At 68.4% G+C, this 19,681-nt stretch carries 22 protein-coding genes; 11 read left to right on the top strand and 11 right to left on the bottom strand.

Annotated features, from left to right (window positions below; translation table 11 throughout):
* Positions 1–20: 20 nt before the first annotated feature.
* Complete coding sequence (locus tag ACZ5BU_RS07695) at positions 21–485, bottom strand: NUDIX hydrolase (protein ID WP_465696422.1); 465 nt, start codon at positions 483–485, stop codon at positions 21–23.
* A 68-nt stretch (positions 486–553) separates the two neighbouring features.
* Positions 554–985, bottom strand: a complete 432-nt coding sequence (locus ACZ5BU_RS07690) for a hypothetical protein (protein WP_465696420.1) — start codon at positions 983–985, stop codon at positions 554–556.
* 58 nt (positions 986–1,043) lie between these two features.
* Between ACZ5BU_RS07690 and ACZ5BU_RS07685 the strand changes: the two genes are divergently transcribed.
* A complete protein-coding gene (locus ACZ5BU_RS07685) occupies positions 1,044–1,628 on the top strand; it encodes a mycothiol transferase (RefSeq protein WP_465696418.1) in 585 nt (194 codons plus the stop codon).
* A gap of 331 nt (positions 1,629–1,959) precedes the next feature.
* Here the strand turns inward: ACZ5BU_RS07685 and ACZ5BU_RS07680 are convergent, their stop codons facing one another.
* The 3 genes from ACZ5BU_RS07680 to ACZ5BU_RS07670 form a co-directional block, all read right to left on the bottom strand.
* Positions 1,960–3,852: a heparinase II/III domain-containing protein gene (locus ACZ5BU_RS07680; protein ID WP_465696417.1), complete on the bottom strand. Its 1,893-nt coding sequence runs from the start codon at positions 3,850–3,852 to the stop codon at positions 1,960–1,962.
* A 286-nt stretch (positions 3,853–4,138) separates the two neighbouring features.
* Positions 4,139–4,951: a GDSL-type esterase/lipase family protein gene (locus tag ACZ5BU_RS07675; RefSeq protein ID WP_465696415.1), complete on the bottom strand. Its 813-nt coding sequence runs from the start codon at positions 4,949–4,951 to the stop codon at positions 4,139–4,141.
* 331 nt (positions 4,952–5,282) lie between these two features.
* Positions 5,283–5,657, bottom strand: a complete 375-nt coding sequence (locus ACZ5BU_RS07670; protein ID WP_465696413.1) for a VOC family protein — start codon at positions 5,655–5,657, stop codon at positions 5,283–5,285.
* Between the two features lie 121 nt (positions 5,658–5,778).
* On the opposite strand from ACZ5BU_RS07670, the gene ACZ5BU_RS07665 reads away from it, so the two are divergent.
* Both ACZ5BU_RS07665 and ACZ5BU_RS07660 read left to right on the top strand, forming a co-directional pair.
* Entirely contained in the window at positions 5,779–6,183 is a 405-nt protein-coding gene (locus tag ACZ5BU_RS07665) for a VOC family protein (RefSeq protein WP_465696411.1), read from the top strand.
* A gap of 63 nt (positions 6,184–6,246) precedes the next feature.
* Entirely contained in the window at positions 6,247–6,747 is a 501-nt protein-coding gene (locus ACZ5BU_RS07660; RefSeq protein WP_465696410.1) for a DinB family protein, read from the top strand.
* Here the strand turns inward: ACZ5BU_RS07660 and ACZ5BU_RS07655 are convergent.
* Complete coding sequence (locus tag ACZ5BU_RS07655; protein WP_465696409.1) at positions 6,744–7,229, bottom strand: carboxymuconolactone decarboxylase family protein; 486 nt, start codon at positions 7,227–7,229, stop codon at positions 6,744–6,746. The genes ACZ5BU_RS07660 and ACZ5BU_RS07655 overlap by 4 nt on opposite strands.
* A gap of 154 nt (positions 7,230–7,383) precedes the next feature.
* Here ACZ5BU_RS07655 and ACZ5BU_RS07650 point away from each other — a divergent pair, with 154 nt between their 5' ends.
* Positions 7,384–8,268, top strand: a complete 885-nt coding sequence (locus ACZ5BU_RS07650) for an RNA polymerase sigma-70 factor (RefSeq protein WP_465696407.1) — start codon at positions 7,384–7,386, stop codon at positions 8,266–8,268.
* Here the strand turns inward: ACZ5BU_RS07650 and ACZ5BU_RS07645 are convergent.
* The gene (locus ACZ5BU_RS07645) at positions 8,265–8,933 is read right to left on the bottom strand and encodes a hypothetical protein (RefSeq protein WP_465696406.1); all 669 of its coding nucleotides are present in this window, start codon (positions 8,931–8,933) and stop codon (positions 8,265–8,267) included. The two genes, ACZ5BU_RS07650 and ACZ5BU_RS07645, sit on opposite strands and share 4 nt — an antisense overlap.
* A 76-nt stretch (positions 8,934–9,009) precedes the next feature.
* On the opposite strand from ACZ5BU_RS07645, the gene ACZ5BU_RS07640 reads away from it, so the two are divergent.
* A complete protein-coding gene (locus ACZ5BU_RS07640; protein WP_465696405.1) occupies positions 9,010–9,369 on the top strand; it encodes a hypothetical protein in 360 nt (119 codons plus the stop codon).
* 46 nt (positions 9,370–9,415) lie between these two features.
* Here ACZ5BU_RS07640 and ACZ5BU_RS07635 read toward each other — a convergent pair whose 3' ends face one another.
* Together ACZ5BU_RS07635 and ACZ5BU_RS07630 are read right to left on the bottom strand one after the other, a co-directional pair.
* On the bottom strand, positions 9,416–10,369 hold the full coding sequence (locus ACZ5BU_RS07635) for a CHRD domain-containing protein (protein WP_465696403.1): 954 nt from the start codon (positions 10,367–10,369) through the stop codon (positions 9,416–9,418).
* A gap of 160 nt (positions 10,370–10,529) precedes the next feature.
* Entirely contained in the window at positions 10,530–11,492 is a 963-nt protein-coding gene (locus ACZ5BU_RS07630) for a 2-hydroxyacid dehydrogenase (protein WP_465696401.1), read from the bottom strand.
* A gap of 152 nt (positions 11,493–11,644) precedes the next feature.
* Between ACZ5BU_RS07630 and ACZ5BU_RS07625 the strand changes: the two genes are divergently transcribed.
* Both ACZ5BU_RS07625 and ACZ5BU_RS07620 read left to right on the top strand, forming a co-directional pair.
* Positions 11,645–12,646, top strand: a complete 1,002-nt coding sequence (locus tag ACZ5BU_RS07625; RefSeq protein WP_465696399.1) for a magnesium and cobalt transport protein CorA — start codon at positions 11,645–11,647, stop codon at positions 12,644–12,646.
* Between the two features lie 47 nt (positions 12,647–12,693).
* Entirely contained in the window at positions 12,694–13,236 is a 543-nt protein-coding gene (locus tag ACZ5BU_RS07620; protein ID WP_465696398.1) for an AAA family ATPase, read from the top strand.
* Here the strand turns inward: ACZ5BU_RS07620 and ACZ5BU_RS07615 are convergent.
* Positions 13,171–14,490, bottom strand: a complete 1,320-nt coding sequence (locus ACZ5BU_RS07615; RefSeq protein ID WP_465696396.1) for a Gfo/Idh/MocA family protein — start codon at positions 14,488–14,490, stop codon at positions 13,171–13,173. The two genes, ACZ5BU_RS07620 and ACZ5BU_RS07615, sit on opposite strands and share 66 nt — an antisense overlap.
* A gap of 78 nt (positions 14,491–14,568) precedes the next feature.
* Here ACZ5BU_RS07615 and ACZ5BU_RS07610 point away from each other — a divergent pair, with 78 nt between their 5' ends.
* Positions 14,569–15,528 carry a LacI family DNA-binding transcriptional regulator gene (locus tag ACZ5BU_RS07610; protein ID WP_465696395.1) on the top strand — a complete coding sequence of 320 codons (960 nt, stop codon included), beginning with the start codon at positions 14,569–14,571 and terminating at the stop codon, positions 15,526–15,528.
* Here the strand turns inward: ACZ5BU_RS07610 and ACZ5BU_RS07605 are convergent.
* Positions 15,525–16,013 (bottom strand): Lrp/AsnC family transcriptional regulator, encoded by a 489-nt coding sequence (locus ACZ5BU_RS07605; RefSeq protein WP_465696393.1) that lies wholly within the window; start codon positions 16,011–16,013, stop codon positions 15,525–15,527. The two genes, ACZ5BU_RS07610 and ACZ5BU_RS07605, sit on opposite strands and share 4 nt — an antisense overlap.
* Before the next feature lie 120 nt (positions 16,014–16,133).
* Between ACZ5BU_RS07605 and ACZ5BU_RS07600 the strand changes: the two genes are divergently transcribed.
* Genes ACZ5BU_RS07600 through ACZ5BU_RS07590 form a run of 3 tightly spaced genes read left to right on the top strand, consistent with a single transcriptional unit; the run spans position 16,134 to position 19,671 of the window.
* The gene (locus tag ACZ5BU_RS07600; protein ID WP_465696391.1) at positions 16,134–17,222 is read left to right on the top strand and encodes a thiamine pyrophosphate-dependent dehydrogenase E1 component subunit alpha; all 1,089 of its coding nucleotides are present in this window, start codon (positions 16,134–16,136) and stop codon (positions 17,220–17,222) included.
* A gap of 2 nt (positions 17,223–17,224) precedes the next feature.
* Positions 17,225–18,211, top strand: a complete 987-nt coding sequence (locus ACZ5BU_RS07595) for an alpha-ketoacid dehydrogenase subunit beta (protein WP_465696390.1) — start codon at positions 17,225–17,227, stop codon at positions 18,209–18,211.
* On the top strand, positions 18,208–19,671 hold the full coding sequence (locus ACZ5BU_RS07590; protein ID WP_465696388.1) for a dihydrolipoamide acetyltransferase family protein: 1,464 nt from the start codon (positions 18,208–18,210) through the stop codon (positions 19,669–19,671). Before ACZ5BU_RS07595 ends, ACZ5BU_RS07590 begins: the two co-directional genes overlap by 4 nt.
* Positions 19,672–19,681 lie beyond the last annotated feature (10 nt).

Below are 19,681 nucleotides of genomic sequence, written 5' to 3'. Positions count from 1 at the left end.
GAGACGTACAAGATCCTCCGTTAGAAGCTCCAGTTGCCTGCGGTCCGGGTGAACGTCCACTCGCGTCCGACCTCACCGGTGGTCAGGTAGTGCACTGCAGGTACTGCGAGCGGTGGGTACGGCACTTGTTCGAGTGCGCGGACGGCGTCATCGGCGGTGAACCAGCGGACGTCCATCACCGACCCGTCGGGATCGTCGACGGCGAACGTCGGGTCCTCTGTCGCGACGGTGTAGTTCCACGACCGCGACGTCGTCCGCCCGTCGACCATCGTCTGCGTGGTCCAAACGAGCTCAAGTTTCTCCTCGGCCGCCCGCAGCCCCGACTCCTCGCGCAGCTCCCGGATCGCCCCGGCCGCCGGCGTCTCGCCGTTCTCCACGGCTCCGCTCGGCAGGTTCCGGTACGGAGCGTCCCAGGCCTCGTACCGCTCCCGCACCAGCGCGACCTTCCCGGCGTACCACGCGACGACACCTGCGTATCCCTGCATCCTCAGACCCTACGCAGGCAGGTGAGGTAGCACGTCCTCGTGGGGCCACGGCTTGGTGAGGACGTTGGTCAGGAGAGGGTCGGGTGATGCGGTGACGTACGGGGTTTGGTCGGGATCGCGGACTGTGGCGATCGCAGGTGTAGGGAAGAGGCCCCAGGGTTCGATCCGGTTGGCGAGGACGCGCCTTCCAGGCGGAGATCGGCGTACTCCGGTTCCCACCAGACCGCGAACGTGTGCGGCAGCTGGTCCGGGTGGATCGCCAGCCACCCGCCGAACGTGACCTGGTAGCCGCCGTCCAGCTGGACCGGGAGGAGTACGCGGACGAAGGCGCCGGCGCCGGGGACCTGGACCATGACGGACTCGCGGGTAGTTCGGTGGCTCATCCAGGTGCCTGGGGTCTGGTCGCGTTCCGGGAGGTCGAGGACCGGCGTCGGCAGGGTGAAGCGGACGTGGCGGTCGTGGGCGTCGAGCGCGCGGCCGCAGGTCGGGCAATCGGGCATGGGGTGAGTGTGACGTTCCGGAAGGGGAGTGTCCGGAATCGGGTTTACGGTGCGGGGTATGAGTGATGGTGAGTGGGTTTCTCCTTGGTGGGAGCCGCCGGTGGCGGGGGACGAGGTCGGGCATCTCGTCGGGGCGCTGGACCGGTTGCGGACGACGTTCCGGTACAAGGTCGACGGGCTGGATGCGGACGGGCTGAACACCCGGATCGGGGCCTCTTCGCTCACGCTTGGTGGGTTGATGAAGCACCTGGCGGCGAACGAGGACTACCTGTTCGACGTGAAGTTCCGCGGGAAGGCGATGAGCGGGCCGTGGTCGGAGAACGGCTGGCGGGACGACAACGACTGGGAGTTCAACTCTGCCGCCGACAACACGCCTGAGGAGTTGTACGCGTTGTGGGACGGCGCGGTCGCCCGTTCCCGCGCGACGCTCGCGGCGGCGATCGCGGACGGTGGGCTCGATCAGCCGGCCGACATCGCCTGGCCGGACGGGCAGCACGCCAGCTTGCGGCGGCTGGTGTTCGACCTGGTCGAGGAGTACGGCCGGCACACCGGCCACGCCGACCTCATCCGCGAGGCCGTCGACGGCCGAGTAGGCGAAGACCCACCCCGCGACTGGAAACCCACCGGAGCAAAGCTCAACTGAACGCGCCGCCGACGCGCCCCCAACAGGACGCACCGCCGAGCGGTCGTGGGGCGAGCGGTGGTGCGCCGAGCGGTGATGGGCGAGCGGTGGTGTGCGGCCAGCGGGTGGTGGGGCGAGCGGGGGTGGTGGGGCGAGCGGGGTGGTGGGGCGAGCGGGGTGCTGGGGCGAGCGGGGTGCTGGGGCGAGCGGGGTGGTGCGGTGAGCGGTGGTGCGGTGAGTGGTGGCTGTGAGGTGCGGACCGCCAGCACTACATAACCCGTCCTTTGCGGCTCGGCTCACGCTCAGCGGGAGCTGCCGGTGGCGATTGTGTAGTGCTGGCGGTCCGGCCCGACTACTTGATCCGCTCTAGCGTCCCGTCGGACTCGACGGCGATCACCGTGGTTACGCCGTCGACCTTCAGGTTGAGGAGCATGCGGGAGCCCTGCCATGACGTCGTGTACGAGACGACCGCGTTGGTGCGGCTCGGCGCGATCACCGAGAGGATCTGCGCCTCCCTCCCGGAGCGGTTGAACTTCACGACCGGAGCGACCTTCTTGTCGTTGATCGTGCGGTAGTGCCATCCCTGGATCGGATCCTGCGAACCGGAGACGACCTCGATCGGCGTCGCCTCCTGCTGGTAAGGAACCTGCAGCAGCGTCGTCTTCACCGTGTCACCAGGCTTCGCCGCCACCGCCCGGTCGTTGCCGCTGACAACAACCTTCTGGTCCGCCGGCAGATGCCATAGCGCGGAGTAGTCCTGGTCGGAACCCGAAGTACCGCGATCCAGCACCACCATCAGATCCGGATCCTTCAGTACGAGTACGTCCCGCGTCCGGTCGATCCCCGGCCCCGGTGAGTCGTGCAGCTCGTAGAACTCCGACGTCGGCTTGATCGCCGACCGCACCAGCGCGGTCTCCGGGTGCCCGGTCGCGGACGGTACGACCATCTCGTTGTGCGCGAACTGGCTCTTCGCCCAGAACCGCCAGTCGTCGACCTTGTACCCGGCGTGCCCGCCGTCGATCAGGATGTCCCGCCCACGCGACGTGTACGTCACCGACGTGTGGTCGTTGTGCCCGTGCAGCTTCTGCGACGGCCCGAACCGGATGCTGTACGTCGACTCCTGCGTGAACGGCCGCGTCTCGCCCCACCCGGTCCGCCCGAAGATGTATCCGGCGCCGAAGATCCCGATCCGCTGCGTCGGCCGGATCCCGCGCGCGCCGAGCGTACCGGCGTACTCCAGCACCGTCCCGGGCACCGGCACCGTTTTGATCACCTCGGAGTCGCCGAGCTGCGGCAGGTTCCCGAGCGAGTTGGTGGCCAGCGCGAGCCACTTCGCGAGTTCCCGCCGGCGCGCGGTTATCGTCGTACCGGGATCGGCCCCGCACTTGCGCAGTACGTCGATCGCCCGGCCCCAGAGTGCGTAGTTGAACTGCGCGTACCCCGTCGACTGCTCGTTGGTCGAACCCTCCGTGTCGATGGAGGTCTTGATCGCACTGGTCAGCCGGTCGCTGGCGATCTTCTTCAGATCGGGCCGCATCAGCGTGCAGCCGATCCCGAAAAGCGCGAGGCTCTCGTCGGTGCCGTGGTTCCAGTCGCCGCTGTAGTTCTTCTGCAGGAACGACGCGTGGTCGAGCAGCGCCTTGTCGAGCCAGGCGTACGTGAGCGGCAGTTGCCCCACGTGCAACCCCGACAGGACGGCTTGCCGCAGGCAGATCAGGACGTTGGTGCGGTGCATGGTTGCCTCGTAGGCACCGACGTCCGACTTCCACGAGTACGGGTTGTCGTTCACCCAGTCGTGCGCGATCGTGCTGACCCGCTGCAGCGCGGCCTTGTCGCCCCGGCCGCCGGCCGCGATTCCTTGCCCGAGCCAACGAAGCGAATGCAGCCACATGTACCAGCTGGGGTTCTTGTCCGGGTTCACCCGCCAGTTGATGTCGCCCTTCCCATTACCGACCTTGGTCGGCGGCGTCGTACCCCAGGTGAACGTGTCCTGGTACAGGTTGGCGAGCGGGTTGTCGCGGTCGATCCCGCTGTACGCCGGACACGTGTAGATGTCGCGCCGCGCGGGCGTCGGAGCAGGGGTGGGCGGCTCGGGCGTCTGGCTCGTCGTCGGGTCCGGCGCGGCCTCCGGCTCCGACCCGCCCCAGGGGACGACCAGGACCACGGCCAGTACGGCGGCACTCGCGAGCATCGCGATCGTGAGCCGTACGGTCGTGCTGGTGGTGCGCAGATGTCTCGCGGGCATCGTGTCCCCCTGGCAGATTCTGGCCTATACCTGAATTGGCCCAGACTGGTTCCCGGGCAGCATCAGGTGGTTGGCGTTTGGTACTCGGATCGCGCGGCGCTGAACGTTGCTCTCGGCATCAAGTTCGCCGAGGTGCCTGCGGTTCCCCCCGAGCTCGGATCGGTTCGGTCCCTCTGCCTAGTAGATGTCGCGAACCGCCGAAAAGGTTGCTTCGGATCCCCAGCTCCGGTACGGGTTGCCCGTTCGGGCAGGCCTCAGCCGCGCCGGGCTCGGCGCGGCCTGGCTGCTAGCGACCCTGGAGCGCGTCGGCGATCAGTTCGTTGCGGGCGGAGCTGCCGAGCGGCTCGGTGGTGTGTACGCCGTCCCGCAGGTACTGCGCCGGGCGGTTCGGCTGTGCGGTGAGGAACTCGGACCACCTGATGATCTTCAGGTTCGGGTGCTGGAGCGCGGCCTCGTCGAGCTGCTGGTTGATCCAGGCGGTGTTCGCCAGATCGGCGTCCCGGACCGCGGCCGGCTGCTTGGTACGGGACGCGTACACGTTCACCCAGTACACGGTCGTGTTCGGGCCGGCGATCCGCATCGCCCGTTCCACCTGCGCCGCGAACGCGGGCGGGTCGAAGATGTCGTTCGTACCGACGGCCATCACGATCCGCCGCGGCAGACCGTAGCTGCGCGACCACTGTTCGAGTGCGTCGACCGCCGCGGATGTCGGCTGCCCGGACCAGTCGTGGAACGCGATCGAGTCGCCGGTACGGTCCGCGAGCAGCCGTTCGAGCCCGGGGCTGTCCTGGACGGCGATGCTGTCGCCGAACAGGAAGACGCCGTCGAACATCAGTACGTCGCGGATCTGGTCCTCGGAGGAGACCCGGTGGATCAGGCTCTGCCAGGGGCCGAGAGTGCCGGATCCGTACAGCCCGGGTCCGGAGGTCGGCACGCTGTACGCGCTGCCGCCGACCAGGGCGTCGGCGCTGGTCGTCCGCGGTTCGAGTACGACGAAGACGCCGCCGAGCCCGCCGAGGAGGAGCAGGGTGACGACGATCGCCAGCAGCGACCCGAAGAACGCCCGTACCGGCGACACCTGGGCCGTCTGCTCCCGCACCACCGCGGCCTTTCCCACCCTTCGTCGACCGTCCGCACCGCCCTGCCGCGGCGCCCCCCGAAGCTGATGCATGCCCGTTCTACCCCCCATGATCAGATGCCAACCGCAGCCGTTCGGTTGTCATCCGGTGCTCACTGTTTCAGCCCCACCACCGTTTCACCTCTCAAGCATCCCCGAGCAGTCAAGGAGTGGACAGGTTTTCGGCCAGGCCGCAATCAACCACCCTCCAGAACCGCGAACCAACCAGCCTGATCCAGTCAGGAGTGGCGGCGACGGTACGTGGGTGGTCGGCCACGATGGGTGCGCCCTCGAATGCCGTCGCCGCCTGGACTCAGTCGGCGAGCTCCGCCTCGCTGCGTTCGACGCAGAACTCGTTGCCCTCGGGGTCCTTCATCGTGACCCAGCCGCGTCCGTCCGGGCGCCGGTGGTCCTCGTGGATCGTGCCGCCGAGCGACAGGATCCGCTCGACCTCCTCGTCCCGGGTGCGCTCGGTCGGCCCCCAGTCCAGGTGCACCCGGTTCTTCACCGCCTTGCCTTCCGGTACGGCGATGAACAGCAGCGCGGGTACCGACGCGGGCGCCTGCACGAGTACCTCGTCGTCGCCCGGCGCGTCGTCGTCACCGAGCGGCCAGCCGGTCACGGTACTCCAGAACTGCGCGAGCTCGTAGGGCTTCGCGGCATCGATCGTGATGTGTCGCAGGATCATGCGCAGACCTTAACCAGTTGGTCGCCGATGGGGTCTCGCGGACTGTCGGCGGCCGGGTCTACTGTGCGGAACATGGGCGCCGGACCACAGGGCTCGGCCAGTTTGGGGGAAGGACAATTCGATGGCATCCCGGCTCAATCCGTACATCCAGTTCCAGAAGGAAGCTCGGGCGGCGATGGAGTTCTACCAGGGGGTCTTCGGCGGCGATTTGTCGTCCAACACGTTCAAGGAGTTCGGCGCGAGCCACGGCCCGGAGGACGACGAGCTGCTGATGCACAGCCAGCTCGAGACGCCGAGTGGGTTCACGCTGATGGCCGCCGACACGCCCCAGGGCATGCCGTACAACCCGGGTGAGAACATCGCGATCAGCCTCAGCGGCGACGGTGAAGAACTGCGCGGCTACTACGAGAAGCTGTCCGACGGCGGCAAGGTGACGGTCCCGCTGGAGAAGCAGATGTGGGGCGACGAGTTCGGCATGGTGACGGACAAGTTCGGCATCAACTGGATGGTCAACATCGCGGGCTGATGGCCTGTCTCCCCGGGGAAATCCGGTGTCCCCGGGGAGACATTCGCGGCAGGCTTTGCCGACATGAGCCTCAACGACCTGCTCTTCGATCCCGTCCGGCACAACAGCTGGGCGACCGGCAGACTGATCGAGTTCTGCCGCGCCCAGAGCCTGACCGCCGACCAGCTCGAGGTCACCGGCGTCGGCACGTACGGCGGCATCCTGGCCACCCTCGACCACATCGTCCGGTGCGACGGCAGCTACCTGCGCCGGATCGCCGACCGGCCGCTGCCGTACGTCGACGGCGAACCGGCGGCCGACCTGGAAACCCTGGCCGGCTGGAACGCCGAGGCCGGCGCCCTCTGGGAGTACTTCCTGACCCAGCCGATCGACGTCGAACGCGTGATCGTCGTCGACAACAACACCCGCGGCACCCGGGTCGGCATCTTCATCGCCCAGGCGATCAACCACGCCAACCATCACCGCGAACAGGTCTGCGCCATCCTCACCGGCCTCGGCATCGAGCCGCCGGACATCCAGGCCTGGGAGTACGCCTGGACGACCGAACGGATCTGGGACCTTTAGCTGCTGACGACGGCCGCCATCAGGCCCGGCTCGTACGAGCCACCCAGCTGGTTGAGGGTGACCGCCATCCGGTTGGTTGCGTTGATCATCGCGATCAGTGTCACCAGCGCGATCAGCTGGTTCTCGTCGTAGTACTTCGCGGCGCGGGCCCACGTCTCGTTGGACACGCCCTCGGACGCGTCGGCGAGCCGGGTCTCCTCCTCGGTGAGCGCCAGTGCGGCCTGCTCCTCCTCGGTGAACACCGTCGAGTGCCGCCAGCCCGCGACCAGGTTCAGCCGAGTTGCCGTCTCGCCCTCGGCCGCAGCCTCCTTCGAATGGATGTCGATGCAGTTCCCGCAGCCGTTGATCTGGCTGGCGCGCAGCATCACCAGGTTCTGGAGCGAACGCGGCAGGGCGGGTTGCACCAGCATGTGTACCGCGTACAGCCGCTTCGCAAGCTTGGTACCGAACTCGTTCTGCATCAGGTCGATCCGGGGTTCCATCGTCGTCGTCCTCACTCATGGGATCTACTGGACGAACACGAGATGCCGGCGCCGGGCCGCCTGTGACGTGACGAGCGCCATACGGACCGGTTGTCACAGGAGCGGCACGGGCGGCATCTGATGGGCGACACACGCGTACGGAGGGAGCCGCCGAATGACCGGTACCGATCGAGCCACCGAGGCTTTCGTTGCCCATCGCAACCTCCTGTTCACGGTCGCGTACGAGCTGCTCGGCTCGGCCGCGGACGCCGAGGACGTACTGCAGGAAACCTGGCTGCGCTGGGTCGGCGTCGACCTCGACACGGTGCTGGACCAGCGCGCGTACCTGGTCCGGATCGCCAGCCGGCAAGCGCTCCAGCGCCTCCGTACCCTCGGCCGCCGCAAGGAGTCGTACGTCGGCCCGTGGCTCCCCGAACCCCTCCTCACCGCGCCGGACGTGGCCGAGGACGTCGAGCTGGCCGACAGCGTCTCGATGGCCATGCTCCTCGTATTGGAAACCCTGAAGCCGACCGAACGCGCGGTCTTCGTACTGCGCGAGGTCTTCGGCCTCGAGTACGACGAGATCGCGCAGGCCGTCGACAAGAAGCCGGACGCGGTCCGCCAGATCGCCCACCGCGCCCGCTCCCACGTGGCTACCCGCCGGCCTCGCGGTCGCGTCTCCGCCGGCGAGACCCGCGACGCGTTGGAAGCGTTCCAGCGAGCCGTCAACACCGGCGACATCCAAGGCCTCGTCGACATCCTTGCCCCTGATGTCGTCTTCCTCGGCGATGGTGGCGGCGTCGTCCAAGCACTCCCGCGCCCGGTCGTCGGCGCCGACAAGGTCGCCCGCCTGCTCGCGCTGGCCGTCGGCCGCCTCGCCGAAGGTTCGCTCGAGGTGACCCAGGTCAACGGCCGCCCCGCCTTCATCCTCCGCTTCACCGACGAGGTCGACACGGTGATGGTCCTGCATGTAGAGAACGGCAAGATCGCCGGCCTCTACGCCGTCCGCAACCCAGCCAAGCTGTCACACCTGTCCGACGAGGTGACTCTGCGCCGCTAGGTTGGCGACGCTTCAACCGCCGGCGTCACGGTCAGGTCGAGTGGTGCTGCCAGGAGGTGGCCACTGGTCTCGGTCTGCAGCGAGACCACCAGCGACCACTTGCCAGGTGGTACCGCGTAGCCGAGCCCGGGAGCGAGCGAGGCGGTGCCGATGAGAGCCGGTACTGGCCGGCTCTGACCGGACTCGAGGGGGAACCCGATCCGGGGCGCGTTGTGCGCCCCGGCGTACCGGCCGACCACCTTGCCTGAGCTGTCGGTCACCGTCGTGTACAGATCGCCCATCGTGAGGAGCACCTGCCTGTGGGCGGCGTGGTTCCTCACCAGCACGTCAAGCTTGGCGAAGTAACCGCTCCGGATCCTCAACGGCGCTAGGGTTTCCACGCCGAGCCCGGCGGACTCTGCTGGTTCACCGTAGAGCTCGAGCGCGTGCTGACTCACAGCCAACTGGCCACCCGGAAACGTCATCGCGCCAACCTGCAGCTCCACCAGGTCGCCGTACTTGGCCTGCAACTCACCCGCGACGTCAACAGCCCAGGCGGCCAGCTGGATCCGGAACCGCTGCTCGTGCCGGTGTTCGGTGTGCGGGCTCGGCAGTACGACGAGGGCACCCGGCAGCTCCTCGAGGTACCGAAGCAGGTCGATCCGTAAACTCTCCCAACCGGCCATCCAGACTCCCGCAGCTCCTCGATCCTCCGAGGAAAACAGCCTGACTGGCCGGCCCGCAACAGTTCATGATGGCGGGATGCCTGAACGTCATACCCGCCCCGTGCCGGGCGGTCGAGCCGTCTACCTGACCGAGCGTCTCTGGAAGTTGTCGGAGGGCCTTTCCTCCGAGTCTGTCCCGATCGACAGCATTCGCGAGTTCGACGAGGACTGCTGGTTCGGTGGGCGCGCGGTGACGTGCCGGATGGTGGCCGAGCACGCCGACCGCATTCAGAAGGCCGACCTCAGCTACCCGGTCATCCTGTCCGCCGACGGCCGGCTGATGGACGGTGGCCACCGCATCGCCAAAGCCTGGCTGAGCGGCGCCACCACCATCAGCGCGGTCCGTTTCACCACAGACCCCGAACCGGACTACATTCAGCCGGACCCGACCACCTGACGCCGCCTACGCGCGCCGGCACGGCGGGAAGGTCAGATCGAACTGGTCAGCCGTTGATGAAGATGTAGTCGGCCTGGTACGGGACGCTGACTGTTGGCGTGGTGCTCGGGTCGCAGGTCCCGGTCGGTGCGACGCCGCCGACCGTGTTGAGGCGCAGTACCTCGACAGCGTGCCCCAGCAAACCGGTGGAGTCGCCGATCTGGGTGGCGTCGAGGTCCAGTTCGGCGATGTTGCCCGCTCCGTTGGCGTTCCTGGTGACGACCCTGGTGCCCGTGACGGCGCTGCCATCGGGTGCCTGCCACTGAGGCGGGCCGGCGACGGGCCGGACAAAGGTGTGGTGGATGCCACCGGTCAGGTGTGCGTCGACGTCGCGCTGGGTGAAGGCGAACGTGCCGTCGGGCTGCACGGTGCAGCCGTAGATCTGGCTGCCGAACACGACCGACTCCTGCAGTGCGGCCACGCCGGTCGTGCTGACCGCGTGACTGAGTTGGTGCAGTTGGCCACGTACGGCGCCGTTCGGGAAGTCGTTGTTGCGCAGGTCGGTGTAGAAGCCGCCCGGGTTCGCGCGCAGTGCGTCAAGCACGGTCGGGTCGGTGACGGTGACGCTGCCGGAGGCGAAGTTGCCCCGTGCGCTCTGCGTGGCGAACAACGGTACGACGACAAGCCCGTCCGCTCCTCGGCCGCCGGCGTGGATGGCTGCCGCGGTCGGGGCGTTGAGGCCGCGCCAGGACACCGAGTAGCTGAGCGTGCTGCCCTGGATGCCGACGAGTTCGAGCGCTTGCCCGTCCGGATCGCCGCCCAGGACTTCGTTCCGGCCTTCGAGGCTCGCGACGAAGCCGGCGGGTGCTGCGGCCGGGTCACCCCGTACGGTGAGCCCGTCCGGCGATGTCAGCTGGGTGCTCGCTCCCGCCGAGCCGACAGCAAGCGTGGCGGATGCGGCGGTCGCAACGACCGCAGCGCCGATACCCCGGGCCAGGCGACGTTTGATGCTGTGAGACATGGTGATTGCCCTTCCTGATCTACGGCCGAAGCCTTTGCCCGGCGCGCATTCAGTAGCACGTCGATCCGGCGGCTTCGGCCCAACCAGCAGCGGCGACAAAGGTCACGCCCGTCTGGCTGAACCGAATCGGCCCGACATGCGTGCCCCCGCGGGTGTGGGGCTACTTGACCAGGTGGATGGATTCGGGGACGGGCGTCAGCGCGGTGCCTCTCGTCAGGTAGTGGGTCAGGTTTTCTACTACGAGGTTGGCCATGGCGGCTCGGGTGGGTTGGGTGGCGCTGCCTACGTGGGGGAGTAGCACGGTGTTGGGGAGGGTGAGGAGGTCGGGATGGACCTGCGGTTCGTGTTCGAACACGTCCAGGCCGGCGGCTTGGATGGTGTTGCTGCGTAGGGCGTCCACCAGGGCTTGTTCGTCGACGACGGTGCCGCGGGCCACGTTGATGAGGATGCCGTCGGGGCCAAGGGCCTTGAGGACCTCGGCGTTGACCAGGTGGCGGGTCGTGGGGCCTCCGGGGACGACGATCATCAGGGTGTCGACGTCGGTGGCCATTTCGAGCAGGTTCGGGTAGTAGCGGTAGGGGACGTCCTTCGGGGTGCGGTTGTGGTACGCAACGGTGATGCCGAAGGGCCGGACGCGGTCGGCGATGGCTTGGCCGATCCGGCCGAGGCCGAGGATGCCCAGGCGGCGGCCGTGCATGGTTGCTCGGGTCAACGGGTACGGCGTACCGGCGGACCACTGGCCGTCGCGGAGGTACCGCTCGGCCTGGCCCAGCTCGCGAACCGTCATCAGCAGCAGACCCAGCGCGGTATCGGCGACCTCGTCGTCGAGGACGCCGGGCGTGTTCGTGACGATGACGCCGCGCTCGGCGGCGGCCGCGGCGTCGATGCGGTCGTACCCGACGCCGAAGCTCGCGACCAGGCCCACGGCGGGGAACTGGTCGAGCCACGGTCCGTCGATCGCCGTACCGCTGGTGGCGACCGCGACGATCTCGTCCCGGCGGGCCGCGAGCACAGCGTCGGGGTCGGACTCCTCCCACAACCGGATCAGCTCGCACTGACCGTCCAACCCGGCGGCAACGGCTTCATGCATCGGTCCTGGCATCAGCACGACTGGTAATCCCATGCCTTCATCCTTGTCGACGCGGCCGACCCGCACCAGGAACCCAACCGGCACTTCTCAGGAACTGGACCGGAACCGAAGTTCACTCCCGCTTTCCCGGCGAGACCCTGTTGCGCTGGCGGTTCGAACGACGACGATCAGGAGAGGAGGTCACCATGATCATCGACTGCGCTTACTACAAGGACGGACGCCGCCAGCACGTCGAGGCGATGTCGGTCGGCGACGCCGCCGCTGCCTGTCGGGCCGGCGGGTTCGTCTGGCTGGGCATGTTCGAGCCCACGTCCGAGGAACTCACCGAGGTCAGAGAGAGCTTCGGCCTGCACGAGCTGGCCGTCGAGGACGCGCAGACGTTCCACCTCCGCCCCAAGGTCGAGCCGTACGAAGGTGACATCCGCCTGGTCATCCTGCGCACGTCCCGCTACGACGACGAGCGCGAGGAGGTCGACTTCGGCGAGGTCAGCGTGTTCGTCGGGCCGGCGTTCGTGATCACCGTCCGTCAGGGCGTCGCGAGCGACCTGCACGGCGCCCGGATCCGGCTCGAGCAGCGTTCCGAACTCCTCGAATGCGGTACCAGCTCGGTCCTCTGGGCGATCCTCGACCAGGTCGTCGACGGGTACGGACCGGTCGTCGCCGAGCTGGAGCGTGACATCGAGGAGGTGGAGCGGACGGTCTTCGCCGGCTCGGTCGCGCCGACGGAACGCATCTACTTCCTGCGCCGCGAGGTCACCGACTTCTACCGCGCCGTACACCCCCTGCTTGCCGTACTGACGACCCTGGAACGCGACGCCCGCGACACCGCTCTCCTGCCGTACTTCCGCGACGTCCGCGACCACCTGGTCCTGGTGAACGAGGAGGTCGCCGCGCAACGCGACCTGCTCGCCACTGTCCTCGAAGCCAACATGGCGGTGATCGGTGTCGAACAGACCAAGGTCAGCGTCCGGCAGAACGCGACCATCGAGCAGCTGACGATCCTTGCGACGGTGTTCCTCCCGCTGACGTTCGTGACCGGCTTCTTCGGCCAGAACTTCGCCTGGCTGACCGACCGCATCGGTCACCTGTGGGACTTCCTCGCACTCGGCATCGGCGGCCTCGTCATACCGTGCATCGCCCTGCTGTTCTGGTTCCGCCGCCAGCGGTCCGCGAGAGACGCCGGTTGAAGGGACGAGTGAGCGTCCGCCCTGGGCTGTAGGTACAGTCCCGTCACATGCTGATCGTTGTCCGGGGCAACTCTGGGGCGGGTAAGAGTTCTGTGGTGGAGGCGATCCGGGCACACTATGGACGTGGTATCGCCTACATCGAGCAGGACTACGTGCGGCGGACCGTGTTTCAGGAGCTTGACGAGCTCGACGGGGCGAACATCGAGCTGATCGGCCTGATGGCGAGACATGCGCTCGGGCATGGGTTTCACGCTGTCGTAGAAGGGATTCTGCCGACCGTGCGGTACGGCAGGATGCTTGCGGAACTGCACCGCGAGTATGGCGGGTACTTCTACTACCTGGACGTCCCGTTCGAGGAAACCGTGCGCCGGCACGCGACGCGCGACAAGGCGACCGCGTTCACGGCGGACGACATGGCTGCCTGGTATCGCTCGAAGGATCTGCTGGACGAGCCGCGGGAGACGGTCATCGACGAGACGAGTTCGCTCGACGCGACCGTCCAGCGGATCCTGGACGAGACCGGACTACGCCGTGGTCCAGCCGCCCAGGTCGAGATCGGCGACGACGACCGGCTGACCGGTAGCGAGTGACTGGTTCGCGGCGATCCCGACCGCGACCGCGCGTACGCCGTCGTGGACGTCGGCCGCCCGGCCCAGCGGATCGTTGCTCGCACCAACGAACAGGTCGTCGTACAGCAGCTTGTCGCCGCCGCCGTGACCGCCCTCGCCGCGCGGGATCTCGACCTCGACCGCGGTGGCCCAGTGTTTCTGCAACACCAGTCGCTCACCGTTCGTACGGACGTCGCCCGCGATCACCCGGTCCGACGGGTAGCTCGGGTCGATCTGGTCGTCGACGACCGCGGCCCGTTCCACCACCTCGAGCTCGGCGCGGCCGAGAGTGCCGTTGACCGAGACCCGGTACCCCTCCCACGGCGAGTGCGCGTTCAGCGAGTAGCTCAGCCGGGCGCCGTTCGCGTACTCCGCGATCACCGACATGTTGTCCTCGATCGTGATGCCCGGCGCGAACACGTCCTGGTCACGCAGGTACCCGTCGTACTTCTCGGCCTCGTAGTACAGCTGGCGGTTCGTCTCGTCGGTACGCAGGTCGAGCAGCCACGGGTCGTTGGCCGAACCATCGATCGTGCCGCGCGCCGGGCGTTCGCCCATCCCACGGGCAGCCGCGTTCTCGGCGCCGTAGAACGCCAGTCCACCGGAGGCGAACACCCGCGTCGGCTGCGAGGCGATCCACCAGTTCACCAGGTCGAAGTGGTGCGACGCCTTGTGGATCAGCAGACCGCCGGAGTTCTTCTTCTGGCGGTGCCAGCGGCGGAAGTAGTCGGCGCCGTGCCGGGTGTCGAGCACCCACTGGAACTCGATGCTGGTGACCTGCCCGATCTCGCCGTCCTGGATCACCTGGCGGAGCGCGCTGTTCCGCGGCGAGTACCGGTAGTTGAACGTGACGACCACGGACCTGCCGGACTCGTTCATCGCGTCGACGATCTGGCGGGTGCCAGCGGCGTCGATGGTCAGCGGCTTCTCGACGATCACGTCGGCGCCGGCCCGCAGCAGCCGCGACACGACCGCGGCGTGGGTGTAGTCCGGGCTGGTCACAACCACCCGGTCGACGGACTGCTCCTTGACCATTCGCTCCAGGTCGTCGGCGCCGTACTGCGGGAGCTCCGGGCCGCCGAGTTCGGTCAGCTTGGTCTGGTGGAACGCGAGACGTCCCGGGTTCGGGTCGAGCAGGGCGACGAGCTCGGCCTCTTCGGGGTGCTCGGTGAGGATGGCGCGGATGTACGACTGCGCTCGCGATCCGGTTCCGGCGACTGCGTAGCGTCTGGGCACGGCGGCTCCTTCTACTCGTGTAGATCGACCACGCTAGCAACCGCTTTCCAGCTCGGTCAACCGTCGTACCATCGCTGCATGCCGAAGGAACCGGTCACCCGGAACGACGTCGCGGAGTACGCCGGCGTGAGTACTGCCGTGGTCAGCTACGTCGTGAACGAAGGCCCGCGGAAGGTAGCCCCGGAGACCCGGGAGAAGGTGCTGGAGGCGATCCGCGCGCTCGGCTACCGGCCGAACGCGACCGCCCGCGCGCTCCGGATCGGCACCACCCGGACGTTCGGGCTGATCACGCCCGACGGCGGGAACCCGCTGTTCGCGGAGCTCGCGAAGGCGATCGACCGGGAGGCCGCCGCCCGCGGGTACGTCGTACTCCAGACCAGCGCGGACGGCGACCCGGAGACCGAGAACGCGAAGATCGCCGAGCTGCTCGCCCGGCAGGTCAGCGGCCTGATCCTGGTCGCGCCGACCGCCGACCCCAGGCTGGACGACGTCGAGGTGCCGGTGATCGCGGTCAACCGCCTGCTGCCGACGGTCAGCTCGGTCCGGCCGGCGTACCGCGAGGGCGCGCGGCTCGGCGTCGAGCACCTGATCTCGCACGGCCACCGGCGGATCGGCCTGGTGATCGGCGGCGCCGCCCACCCCGAACGTGAGCGGGGCTGGCGGGACGCGCTGGCGCTGGCCGCGCTGCCGGAAGGGCCGGTCGCCCGCGCGTCGTTCTCCCGTGAAGGGGGCTACCGGGCCGGGCAGGCGCTGCTCCACCACGAGCCGACCGCGATCTTCGCGAGCTCCGACCTGCAGGCCATCGGCGTGCTGCGGGCGCTGCACGAGGCGGGCGTGGACGTGCCCGGCGACATCGCGGTCGTGGCCTTCGACGGTACGCCGGAAACGGAGTACACCTGGCCGCCGCTGACCGTCGTACGGCAGCCGGTCGAAGGTCTGGCCCGGGAGGCGGTCCGGCGGCTGATCGAGGGTGAGGACGCGGTCGAGGCGCTGACCGTTCCGACTCAGCTGATTCGCCGTAGGTCCTGCGGCTGTTAGAGCGTTCCGACGTCCTCGAAGATCAGCGCCGTCCGGGTCGCGAGTACTTCGGGGATCGCCTGGAGCTTCTCCAGAACCAGGCGCCGCAGCCCCTCGTTGTCGGCCGCGCGGACCAGCAGGATCGCGTCGAAGTCGCCCCCGACCAGCGCCATGTGCTTGATCTCCGGGATCGCCTGGAGCTGCTTGCGGAGCGTCCGCCAGGAGCTCTGCCGGAGACTCAGGGTGACGTACGCCGACGTACCGAGGCCGAGCTTGAGCGGGTCGACGGTGACGGTGAACCCGGTGATCACGCCGGTGTTCGTGAGCCGTTCCACCCGGGCGTAGGCGTTCGCGCGGGAGATGTGAACCGCGTCCGCGAGGGCCCGGATCGAGAGCCGTCCGTCCCGGCCGAGCGCCTCGATGATCAGCCGATCGATCTCGTCGAGCGCCGGAGCCACGACAATCTGTCCAGGACCGGCCCGGTGGACGATCACCTCGTCGGACATTCGTGGGACCTCCAAGGCTCGCGGTCTGGCCAAACGTCTCTCAATAATTCCAGCTATAGATCCACTTGGCCAGAAGGGACGACGATGTGGCTACCGTCCGTCTCCTGCGCTGGAGGGTCCATGACCACCGTCTCGGAGCAGTTGCTCCCCTCCGCGGAACCCGTCTGTCTGATCGATCAGTACGGCGTACCGCACGAAAACCCGTCGTACGAGCTGCCCTCCCGCGAAACACTGCTCGACGGCTACACACAGTTGATCAAGGGCCGCCGCTTCAACGAGCAGGCGAGTGCCCTGGTCCGGCAGGGCCGGCTCGCGGTCTACCCGTCGTCGTTCGGGCAGGAGGCCTGCCAGATCGCGGCCACGATGGTGCTGCGCGAGGGCGACTGGCTGTTCCCGACGTACCGCGACACGGTCTCGATCATGAGCCGCGGCGTCGACCCGATCGAGACGCTGACGCTGCTCCGCGGCGACTGGCACTGCGGCTACGACCCGTACGAGCACAAGGTCGCGCCGCAGGCCACCCCGCTGGCGACCCAGCTCCCGCACGCGGTCGGGGTCGCGCACGCGGCCCGGCTGAAGGGCGAGGACACGGTCGTGATGGCGCTGGTCGGCGACGGCGGCACCAGCGAGGGCGACTTCCACGAGGCGCTGAACTTCGCGGCGGTCTTCCGGGCGCCGGTGGTGTTCTTCATCCAGAACAACGAGTACGCGATTTCCGTGCCGCTGGCCAAGCAGAGCGCCGCGCCTTCCCTTGCCCACAAGGGCATCGGGTACGGCATCCCCGGTGAACGGGCCGACGGCAACGATCTCGCCGGCCTGCTCGCCGTCCTCGGCCGGGCCGTGCAGAAGGCGCGTAACGGTGAAGGTCCGCAGCTGATCGAGGCGCACACGTACCGCGTTCAGGCGCACACGAACGCCGACGACGCGACCCGCTACCGCGAGGACGCCGAGGTCGCGCCGTGGCTCGACCGCGACCCGATCGACCGGCTGGTGAAGTACCTGACGGAAAACGGTGGCCTGGACGACGACGTACGGCAGCGCGCGGAGGACAACGCGGTACGAGTTTCCGCGCAGCTTCGGGACGGCCTGATGCCGGAGCCCGAGGTGGAGCCGGCCGAACTGTTCGCGTACCTGTACGCCGAGCAGACGCAGCAACTCCGCGAGCAGGCGGCGTTCCTGCATGACGAGTTGTCCCGAGAGGAGGCCTGACCATGGCGCACACGAAGATCTCGATGGCGCAGGCGCTCAACCAGGCGCTCCGCGACGCGATGGCGGCCGACGAGTCGGTGGTGATGTTCGGCGAGGACGTCGGCGCGCTCGGTGGCGTTTTCCGGATCACCGACGGGCTCACCGCGGAGTTCGGCGAACAGCGCTGCTTCGACACGCCGCTGGCCGAGGCGGGCATCGTGGGGATGGCGGCCGGGATGGCGATGAACGGGATGCGGCCCGTGGTCGAGATGCAGTTCGACGCGTTCGGGTACCCGGCGTTCGAGCAGATCGTCTCGCACGTCGCGAAGATGCGGAACCGGACCCGCGGGCGGATGTCGTTGCCGATGGTGATCAGGATTCCGTACGGCGGTGGGATCGGCGGGGTCGAGCACCACAGCGACTCGTCGGAGAGCTACTTCGCGCACACCCCGGGGCTGACCGTGGTGACTCCGGCCACCGTCGAGGACGCCTACGGGTTGTTGCGCAAGGCAATCGAGTTTCCGGATCCGGTCGTGTTCATGGAGCCGAAGAAGCTCTACTGGGCCAAGGAGGAGGTTGATCTCGGCGAGTCCGTGCCGGAGATCGGCCGGGCCGTCGTCCGGCGCGAAGGCGCCGACGCGACGCTGATCGCGTACGGTCCCGCGGTGCCGGTCGCCTTGGAGGCGGCCGAGGTTGCGGCGGCCGAGGGGCGGCAGCTGACGGTCGTCGATCTGCGGTCGGTGGTGCCGTTCGACGACGAGACGGTGTGTGCTGCGGTACGGCGGACCGGGCGGGCCGTGGTGGTCGCCGAGGCGAGCGGATTCGCGAGTGTCTCGTCGGAGATCGTTGCCCGGGTCACCGAGAAGTGCTTCCACTCGCTGGCGGCGCCGGTCCGGCGGGTGACCGCGTTCGACATTCCGTTCCCGCCGCCGAAGCTGGAGAAGTACCAGTTGCCGAGTGTGGACCGGATTCTCGACGCGGTCGACGACCTGCAGTGGGAGGACTCGTGAACACGTTCCTCCTTCCCGACCTCGGTGAGGGGCTGACCGAGGCGGAGATCGTCCGGTGGTTGGTGAAGGTCGGCGATGTGATTGCCGTGGACACTCCGATCGCGGAGGTGGAGACGGCCAAGTCGATCGTTGAACTGCCGTCGCCTTATGCCGGTGTGATCGAGGAGCTGCACGGCGAACCTGGTACGACGGTGCCGGTTGGGAAGCCGCTGATCACGGTGGGGGATCCGGCCGGCGCGGCGTACCGCGCGGAGGAACGAGCCGGATCGGGGAACGTGCTCGTTGGCTACGGGACAGTCGAGTCGTCCGGCGCCGGCCGCCGGCGGAAACCCCGGGTTTCCGGAACTAATCCGGCACCAGTTGCGGAAAAGGTTCCGGAAAGGCGCGTTCCGTTGGTGATCTCGCCGTTGGTGCGGCGGTTGGCGCGCGACGCCGGGGTTGATCTACACGAGTTGACCGGGTCGGGGCCGGACGGGCTGATCGTCCGCCGGGACGTCGAGCATGCGATTGCATTCCGCGCTCAGGCAGCCCAGGTGGCGGCGCACCCAGCCCACGCGGCGCACCCAGCCGAGGCGGCGGCGCACCTGGCGCAGGCCCCGGCGCACGCGGTGCACCCGGCTGAGGTCGCGGCGCACTTGGCGCAGTCCACGGCGCAGCCGGTGCGCCCGGCCGCGGCCGCGGTGCAGGCACCGACTGTGCAGGGATCGGCAGCGCAAGCGTCTGTGGTGCGGTCGGCTGCGGGGCCGGTTGAGTCGCGGACCGGTCTACACGAATTGCGGCGGACGCCGATGAGTGGGTTCCGGAAGGCCGTGGTGGCGACGCTGAGCCGGAGCCGGGCGGAGATCCCCGAGGCGACGACCTGGGTCGACGTGGACGCGACTGCGCTGGTCGAGCTCCGTGCATCCCTGCGATCGGCGACAGACCCAGGCCCGGGTCTACTCGCGTTGATGGCCCGCTTCGTGGTCGCCGGTCTGCTCAAGTACCCGGAGCTCAACGGGTACGTCGACACAGCGCGCGAGGAGCTTGTCCAGTACGACGGCGTGAACCTCGGCCTCGCGGCGCAGACAGACCGTGGTCTCGTCGTACCAGCCGTCGGCAACGCACACACGTTGACTACCCGCGGCCTGGACGCGGAGATCCGCCGGCTGACGGAGTCGGCGCGGGACGGCAAGCTCACCCAGCACGAGCTGACCTCCGGGACGTTCACGCTGAACAACTACGGCAGTTTCGGCGTGGACGGCAGCGCGGCGATCATCAACCACCCGCAGGTCGCGATCCTCGGCGTCGGCCGGATCATCGACCGGCCTTGGGTGGTCGACGGCGAGATCGCGGTCCGCAAGCTCACGCAGCTGTCGCTCGTCTTCGACCACCGGGTCTGCGACGGCGGCACCGCGGCCGGGTTCCTACGCTTCGTCGCCGACGCCTTCGAGAACCCGGCGTCGGCGTTCGCGGATCTCTAGAAGAGCGGAT

It is taken from the genome of Kribbella sp. NPDC031520, from assembly GCF_055580825.1.
The sequence above is the reverse complement of the archived record's forward strand: the minus strand, read 5'-3'. Positions and strand labels throughout refer to the sequence as shown.

Bases quoted from the DNA above. Each gene is read 5' to 3' on its own strand.
- ACZ5BU_RS07660 (WP_465696410.1), top strand. From the start codon at position 6,247: ATGAGCCTCAACGACCTGCTCTTCGATCCCGTCCGGCACAACAGCTGG.
- ACZ5BU_RS07695 (WP_465696422.1), bottom strand. From the start codon at position 485: ATGCAGGGATACGCAGGTGTCGTCGCGTGGTACGCCGGGAAGGTCGCG.
- ACZ5BU_RS07665 (WP_465696411.1), top strand. From the start codon at position 5,779: ATGGCATCCCGGCTCAATCCGTACATCCAGTTCCAGAAGGAAGCTCGG.
- ACZ5BU_RS07645 (WP_465696406.1), bottom strand. From the start codon at position 8,933: ATGGCCGGTTGGGAGAGTTTACGGATCGACCTGCTTCGGTACCTCGAG.
- ACZ5BU_RS07680 (WP_465696417.1), bottom strand. From the start codon at position 3,852: ATGCCCGCGAGACATCTGCGCACCACCAGCACGACCGTACGGCTCACG.
- ACZ5BU_RS07595 (WP_465696390.1), top strand. From the start codon at position 17,225: ATGGCGCACACGAAGATCTCGATGGCGCAGGCGCTCAACCAGGCGCTC.
- ACZ5BU_RS07610 (WP_465696395.1), top strand. From the start codon at position 14,569: ATGCCGAAGGAACCGGTCACCCGGAACGACGTCGCGGAGTACGCCGGC.
- ACZ5BU_RS07650 (WP_465696407.1), top strand. From the start codon at position 7,384: ATGACCGGTACCGATCGAGCCACCGAGGCTTTCGTTGCCCATCGCAAC.
- ACZ5BU_RS07690 (WP_465696420.1), bottom strand. From the start codon at position 985: ATGCCCGATTGCCCGACCTGCGGCCGCGCGCTCGACGCCCACGACCGC.
- ACZ5BU_RS07600 (WP_465696391.1), top strand. From the start codon at position 16,134: ATGACCACCGTCTCGGAGCAGTTGCTCCCCTCCGCGGAACCCGTCTGT.
- ACZ5BU_RS07605 (WP_465696393.1), bottom strand. From the start codon at position 16,013: ATGTCCGACGAGGTGATCGTCCACCGGGCCGGTCCTGGACAGATTGTC.
- ACZ5BU_RS07670 (WP_465696413.1), bottom strand. From the start codon at position 5,657: ATGATCCTGCGACACATCACGATCGATGCCGCGAAGCCCTACGAGCTC.
- ACZ5BU_RS07655 (WP_465696409.1), bottom strand. From the start codon at position 7,229: ATGGAACCCCGGATCGACCTGATGCAGAACGAGTTCGGTACCAAGCTT.
- ACZ5BU_RS07640 (WP_465696405.1), top strand. From the start codon at position 9,010: ATGCCTGAACGTCATACCCGCCCCGTGCCGGGCGGTCGAGCCGTCTAC.
- ACZ5BU_RS07620 (WP_465696398.1), top strand. From the start codon at position 12,694: ATGCTGATCGTTGTCCGGGGCAACTCTGGGGCGGGTAAGAGTTCTGTG.
- ACZ5BU_RS07625 (WP_465696399.1), top strand. From the start codon at position 11,645: ATGATCATCGACTGCGCTTACTACAAGGACGGACGCCGCCAGCACGTC.
- ACZ5BU_RS07635 (WP_465696403.1), bottom strand. From the start codon at position 10,369: ATGTCTCACAGCATCAAACGTCGCCTGGCCCGGGGTATCGGCGCTGCG.
- ACZ5BU_RS07630 (WP_465696401.1), bottom strand. From the start codon at position 11,492: ATGGGATTACCAGTCGTGCTGATGCCAGGACCGATGCATGAAGCCGTT.
- ACZ5BU_RS07685 (WP_465696418.1), top strand. From the start codon at position 1,044: ATGAGTGATGGTGAGTGGGTTTCTCCTTGGTGGGAGCCGCCGGTGGCG.